Source organism: Oribacterium sinus (assembly GCF_963537195.1).
Classification (GTDB): Bacteria; Bacillota; Clostridia; order Lachnospirales; family Lachnospiraceae; genus Oribacterium; species Oribacterium sinus_A.
The window spans coordinates 1-5,548 of sequence record NZ_CAUTEG010000129.1 but is presented as its reverse complement, the minus strand read 5'-3'; the positions used below and the strand labels follow the sequence as shown (position 1 = coordinate 5,548).

Here is a 5,548-nt window from a genome sequence, read left to right as displayed (position 1 = left end):
TTCTTTCGAAGACTTAGCCCAGATCTTGCTCCGGAAGGCTTTAGGGATAAATTCTTCTCTCCTTCCGGAAAATTTCCAATTTTCAGCCCTGATGAATAGCCCTCTTCGTCATTCATCAAAATTTTCCCGTCAACTTCTCCTTTAATAGCTTTTATTCTTGCCTCTTCTTTTCTTTCCTTTTGAACAAGAATCCATTCAGCCGTTTTTACCAAAATGCCCTCTACAATAGGTACTGCAACACAAGCCATAGCTTATCTCCTTTCTTATTTCTCTCTCTAAGCCTTTATTCCGCCTTTTTCACTTTTACAGGAATTTGAGCCAATAACTCTTCACCGGTTAATTCTTTATGCACAATTTCCTTAGGAACAGTCCAGCCTAAAACCTTTCTCTTTTCTATAATATCCGCAACAATCTTTTCTCCCAGCTTATCCGGATCCGTATCCACATACATCACGGAACCGAGAGTCTCTCTGGTACCTTCCTTTAAGAATTCAATGACATTTTTCGAGCCGTGAATCTGGGCTTCTACACAGTGGTAAGAATTTACTCCCATAAGTCTGAAGCCTAAGGCTGCATCGATTCCCTTTTCATTACTCCACTCCGGAGAGGTAAAGGCATAGGGCATCTCCTGAATCTTCTTTCCTTCCACCCCGGCAATGCCTGCAAAAATACCTGTTGAACGGGTATTATCAATACACTCACCCACATGCCATACCGGTGGTAAATCTGCGCCCAAAAATTCCTTTAGATTCTCTCCGCAATGTCTTTGACCGGAAATATTACAATAGCCCATTTTCATCAGAGGGAAGGAAGCACATCCATTGGTCAAAATCAAAATATTATTCCGGAGTAAGGCATCGGCTACGTCAATAATACATTTTTCGTATAGCACCTTAGGATTATTACATCCCACCATATTCACGATGCCCAGAATCTTTCCTTCCTTTAAGGCTTTCGCCATAGGCTCCATGGATCCGAAGCGTTTATGCACGTATTCAACGGAGAATCCCACCTCCGCCTCCACTTCATAGGGAGGAATGTATACCGGAATTCCCTGTCTATCCTGGAAACTCTTGATTCCTCTAAGGACGATCTTCTCTGCCAGTGCTCTGGTTTCTCCAATATTGGAATGATGGTGATCATATTCATAGCGTTCCGCTCCGGGGAGTCTTGCAGAATCACTGGTAGTAATTACAGTGGTCTTAAAGCAATTTGCCACCTCCATGATGGCAGGGAACACATCCTGTACATCCGCAATCCATAAATCCAAGGCACCGGTACCCAGTACCAATTCCGCAGAAACCGCATTAGACAAAGGAATAACGTTGCTGTAACGATACATCGCGGAAAGTCCGGAACAGCAGATTCCATAGAAGCGAATACCCTTGGCGCCGGCCTTCTTTGCCAGCTCCACAAAATGCTCTTCCTGTCCGACTTTAACGATTTCGCTGACCAGTGTCGGAAGATGGCCGTGCACCGCAATATTTACATAGCCCTTCTTCAAGGCTCCGATATTTACCTTGGAGGTCACCCGATCTCCCACACCGAAAAGTCCGTCGGTAGCAATGGAAGTGCTCACCACACCGGAGAAGGTGAAGGCCAAACCGCAACGAAGAAATTGTTGCATTACACTCTTCCAATCTCCATCTGTACCTACGCCGGTTTTATGATATGCTTCAAAGACTTCATGATAGGCACTGATGGGCAGAATATCCAGCTTCTCCCACAGCTCCTGCCTTTCCTTAGGCGCCATGGCCTTGATAACCTCATAGTCCTTTGGAACCGTGCGGCTCATATCCTCCAGCAAAACATCTGCAAGCTCAGAGGCAATTTTCTTAATGTTTCTTCTACTGGTCTTGATGCCGAAAGCCTTTGCCACATCCCGAATCTTTTGCTGTCCTAAAATCGGAAGATCCAGCTTTCCCTCTGCTGCCCACTTTAAGGATAAGATAACTTCACGACCATGCATTCCGTGCTGAGCCACACCTGCCGCCGCAGAGCGAAGAAGATTTCTGGCTACAATCAAATCCGCATCCGCTCCGCACACTCCCTTTGGACTTTTCGGAGTGACCTTACAGGGACCCATATTACAGATTTTACAGCAAATGCCGGCCATACCGAAGCTACACTGGGGCTGCTGTTGATCAAAACGATCAAAGGTGGTATCAAAGCCAAGCTGCTCCTGTCGTAAGATTAATTCCCGTACGGCAGGATCCGGTGTTTGCTCCAACACATCCTGCTTTGAGGGGAAGGTCTTTCGATAGGCGGAAACCGCATTCATATAATCTCGGATAAAGGCTTTATCGTCCCCATCCTCCTCATGATCGGACTTTAAGGTAATGGTGGGAATACCATGTTCATCGAAGCCTATAAGGTTTCTATGGCTATGGATGTGAGCCAAAGGCTTCCCTTGACCATGCTCATGGCTGTGCTCATGGCTATGCTCATGATTATGTTCATGGCTGTGTTCATGGGTATGAGTGTGATTATGCTCATGACTGTGCCCTTGGCTCTCTTCCGGCTCATGCTTTTGTTCATGGCTGTGCTCATGATTATGTCCCTGACCATGCGCATGGCCGTGATTTTCCTGTTCTTTAAATTCCTTCTTCTCCTGACCCATAGTACCCCTTTCCTGCTCTTACCTAAAATAAGGTGATTTACAGCTTATCTCGTCTCTATATAATCCGCATTTATAAACATATCATTTCTATATGTTTATATGTTTATTGGATTTTTAGAATATACTGTTTCCTGATTTTCTTGTCAATAAAATTATAAAAATAAAATGAACTATACCCATTGAATTTTTTTATAGCCTGTTATAGAAAACAAAAAAAGAGTTGCATAGAATCCTTATATGATTTCTTACAACTCTTTCTTTAATTCTAAAATTCTATAAAAATTTATGCTTCCAATAATTTCTTTATTCTTTCCATTGCTTCCTTAGTCTTTTCCTTGGTGGAAAAGGCTGTCAAACGGAAGAAGCCTTCTCCCGCATCACCAAAGCCTGCTCCCGGTGTTCCTACAACCTGTCCTTTTTCCAAGAGGAAGTCAAAGAACTCCCAAGAGCTCATTCCCTTAGGGCACTTAAGCCAGATATAAGGAGAATTCTTTCCGCCGGTATAATAAATGGAAAGAGCATCCAAGGTTTCCATAATAATCTTGGCATTTTCCTTATAATAAGAGATATTTCCCTGAATCTCCTTCTCTCCGGCCTCTGTAAATACAGCCTCGGCGCCTCTTTGCACAATATAGGAAACCCCATTAAACTTAGTGGTCTGTCTTCTTAACCACATCTTTTGGAGAGACTGACCTCCACGAATCAAAGCCTTAGGTACAACGGTATATCCGCATCTTGTTCCGGTAAAGCCTGCCTTCTTGGAGAAGGAGCAAAACTCAATGGCACATTCCTTCGCCCCGGGAATCTCATAAATGGAGTGGGGAAGATTTCCTTCTACAAAACACTCATAAGCTGCATCAAAGAAAATAACCGCGTCATTTTCCTTTGCATAGTTGACCCAGGACTTCAGGCCTTCTTGGTCATACACCGCACCGGTAGGATTGTTCGGAGAACAAAGATAAATCAAGTCTACCTTTTCTCCCTTGGGCGGCATGGGAAGGAATCCGTTTTCTTCTCCGGAATGGGCAAAAATCACCTTATTTCCTACCATAATATTGGTATCCACATACACCGGATACACAGGATCCGGAACCAATGCCACAGACCCGGGGGCAAAAAGATCTAAGATATTTCCTAAATCAGACTTTGCACCGTCGGAAATGAAGATTTCCTCCAATTCCAAATCCACGGAAAATTTCTTATAGTAGTTTAAGATTTTTTCTCTAAGGAAATCATAACCCTGCTCCGGACCATAGCCGTGAAAGCTCTCGCTTTTACCCATCTCCATGGATGCGGAAGAAAGAGCATCCACCACAGTCTTGGGAAGAGGCAGTGTCACGTCTCCGATACCCATACGAATCAACTTGTCCTTAATCTCCGGATTATTTTCCTGCCAGGTTCTGATTCTCTTTGCAATTTCTGCAAAAAGATAGCTTTCCTTTACCTCTTGATAATGATGATTTACATTTGCTCCCATACTACTCCTTTACTTTTCCCCACTCCCTATTCCGGGTAATGGGTATTGTCATAGGAAATATTCTCTAAAACTTCCTCTAAATACTTTCTGCTCCACCACTTGGCTACAGGCAGGTTCATATCCCGGAAATTTCCGCAATCCCTCTCCGTCGCCCCGGGTATCTCACCGCTAAAATCCCGAATAAAGCTAAAGCAATTCTTTAAGAGAGGAATAATCTCGGCACTTTCCAAGTCTCCCTTTAGCAGAAGGTAGAAACCGGTTCTACAGCCCATAGGACCGAAGTACAGCACCTTTTCCTTCCAGCTCTCCTCATTCCGAAGGTAGGTGGCCGCCAGATGTTCAATGGCATGCATTGCGGCATTTTCCATGGCAGGCTCCACATTGGGATGGGTAAAACGAAGGTCAAAGGTTGTCACCACCTCTACCCCCACAGAATCCTTTCTGGAAACATACACTCCGGGACGTAAATGAATATGGTCAATGGTAAAACTTGTAATCTTTTCCATTTTACACTTCTTCCTTTACAAGCAGCCCCTGATGCTCATCATCTTCATAATGCTTCTGATGCCCTTCCTGATCAGTAGCCTCCCGGCCGTTCTCGGGTTCATAGTAAAACTCTACATCCACATCCTCATCCTCTACCGCCTTCTCATCGGAGGAAAAGGATAATTTCTCCTTCTTGTCCCAAGCATTTCTTACCACTCTGTAAGCATCTTTTCCCGCATCCACCGCTAAGTTCTTCGTATCGATGGCGAGATTCTTGGCCGCATAGCCCAAATCCTTAGCCGCTTCCTTTAAGTCCTCCTTGGTAACGGAATTTTTGAGAACGGTATAGGATCTCTGGGCAGATGCCTTCACCTCCTGGGCGGAATCCACCACGTCCGTAAAGTCCTTATCTACTTCCTCGGAAAACTTCTGGTATTTGTACAAATAAGAAATCACTCCGGCTACAGCTCCTGTTAAAGCTGCAAAAAATACAAATGATCCAAACTTCTTTGCCATAGTATCCCTCCTTACTTCACTTGGAAACTGGACTTTAAGGAAACAATACGGTTAAATACGGGCTTGTCCTCCGTAGAATCCTTGCAATCCACACAAAAATATCCGTTACGAACAAACTGGAAGCTCTCTAAAGGCTCTGCCTTCGCCAGTGCAGGCTCTAAGAAGCACTGCTTCACGGTTAAGGAGTTAGGGTTAAAGTTGAGACTTCCGTCTTCATTTAACTTACCCTTCTCCTCGTCAATCAGCTGCTCATATAAGCGAACCTCTGCGGAAAATGCAGTCTTCGCATCCACCCAGTGAATGGTTCCCTTGGCTTTACGCTCGGTAAAGCCCGAGCCGGACTTGGTAGCCGGATCATAGGTGCAATGCACTACAGTCACATTGCCCTCTTCATCCGTCTCATAGGATACCGCCCTGATAAAATAAGCTCCCATCAGACGAATTTCATT

5 protein-coding genes and 1 pseudogene are annotated in these 5,548 nt (G+C 44.5%); all 6 read right to left on the bottom strand.

Translation table 11 applies throughout. From position 1 onward, the window contains the following. On the bottom strand, window positions 1-248 hold a 248-nt coding region (locus tag RYL27_RS10610), incomplete at its 3' end, for a hypothetical protein (protein WP_314967120.1). 35 nt (window positions 249-283) lie between these two features. After that, the gene (gene cooS / locus RYL27_RS10605) at window positions 284-2,620 is read right to left on the bottom strand and encodes an anaerobic carbon-monoxide dehydrogenase catalytic subunit (protein WP_314346189.1); all 2,337 of its coding nucleotides are present in this window, start codon (window positions 2,618-2,620) and stop codon (window positions 284-286) included. Between the two features lie 283 nt (window positions 2,621-2,903). Further along, window positions 2,904-4,097 carry an LL-diaminopimelate aminotransferase gene (locus tag RYL27_RS10600; protein WP_314967118.1) on the bottom strand — a complete coding sequence of 398 codons (1,194 nt, stop codon included), beginning with the start codon at window positions 4,095-4,097 and terminating at the stop codon, window positions 2,904-2,906. 26 nt (window positions 4,098-4,123) lie between these two features. Continuing rightward, a complete protein-coding gene (locus tag RYL27_RS10595; RefSeq protein WP_308579891.1) occupies window positions 4,124-4,603 on the bottom strand; it encodes an S-ribosylhomocysteine lyase in 480 nt (159 codons plus the stop codon). Window position 4,604: 1 nt separating this feature from the next. After that, entirely contained in the window at window positions 4,605-5,099 is a 495-nt protein-coding gene (locus RYL27_RS10590) for a hypothetical protein (protein ID WP_314345909.1), read from the bottom strand. 11 nt (window positions 5,100-5,110) lie between these two features. Then, window positions 5,111-5,548 (bottom strand): annotated as a pseudogene (locus RYL27_RS10585) (glutamine--tRNA ligase); the annotation flags it as partial.

Bases quoted from the DNA above. Each gene is read 5' to 3' on its own strand.
- RYL27_RS10600 (WP_314967118.1), bottom strand. From the start codon at position 4,097: ATGGGAGCAAATGTAAATCATCATTATCAAGAGGTAAAGGAAAGCTAT.
- RYL27_RS10590 (WP_314345909.1), bottom strand. From the start codon at position 5,099: ATGGCAAAGAAGTTTGGATCATTTGTATTTTTTGCAGCTTTAACAGGA.
- cooS (WP_314346189.1), bottom strand. From the start codon at position 2,620: ATGGGTCAGGAGAAGAAGGAATTTAAAGAACAGGAAAATCACGGCCAT.
- RYL27_RS10595 (WP_308579891.1), bottom strand. From the start codon at position 4,603: ATGGAAAAGATTACAAGTTTTACCATTGACCATATTCATTTACGTCCC.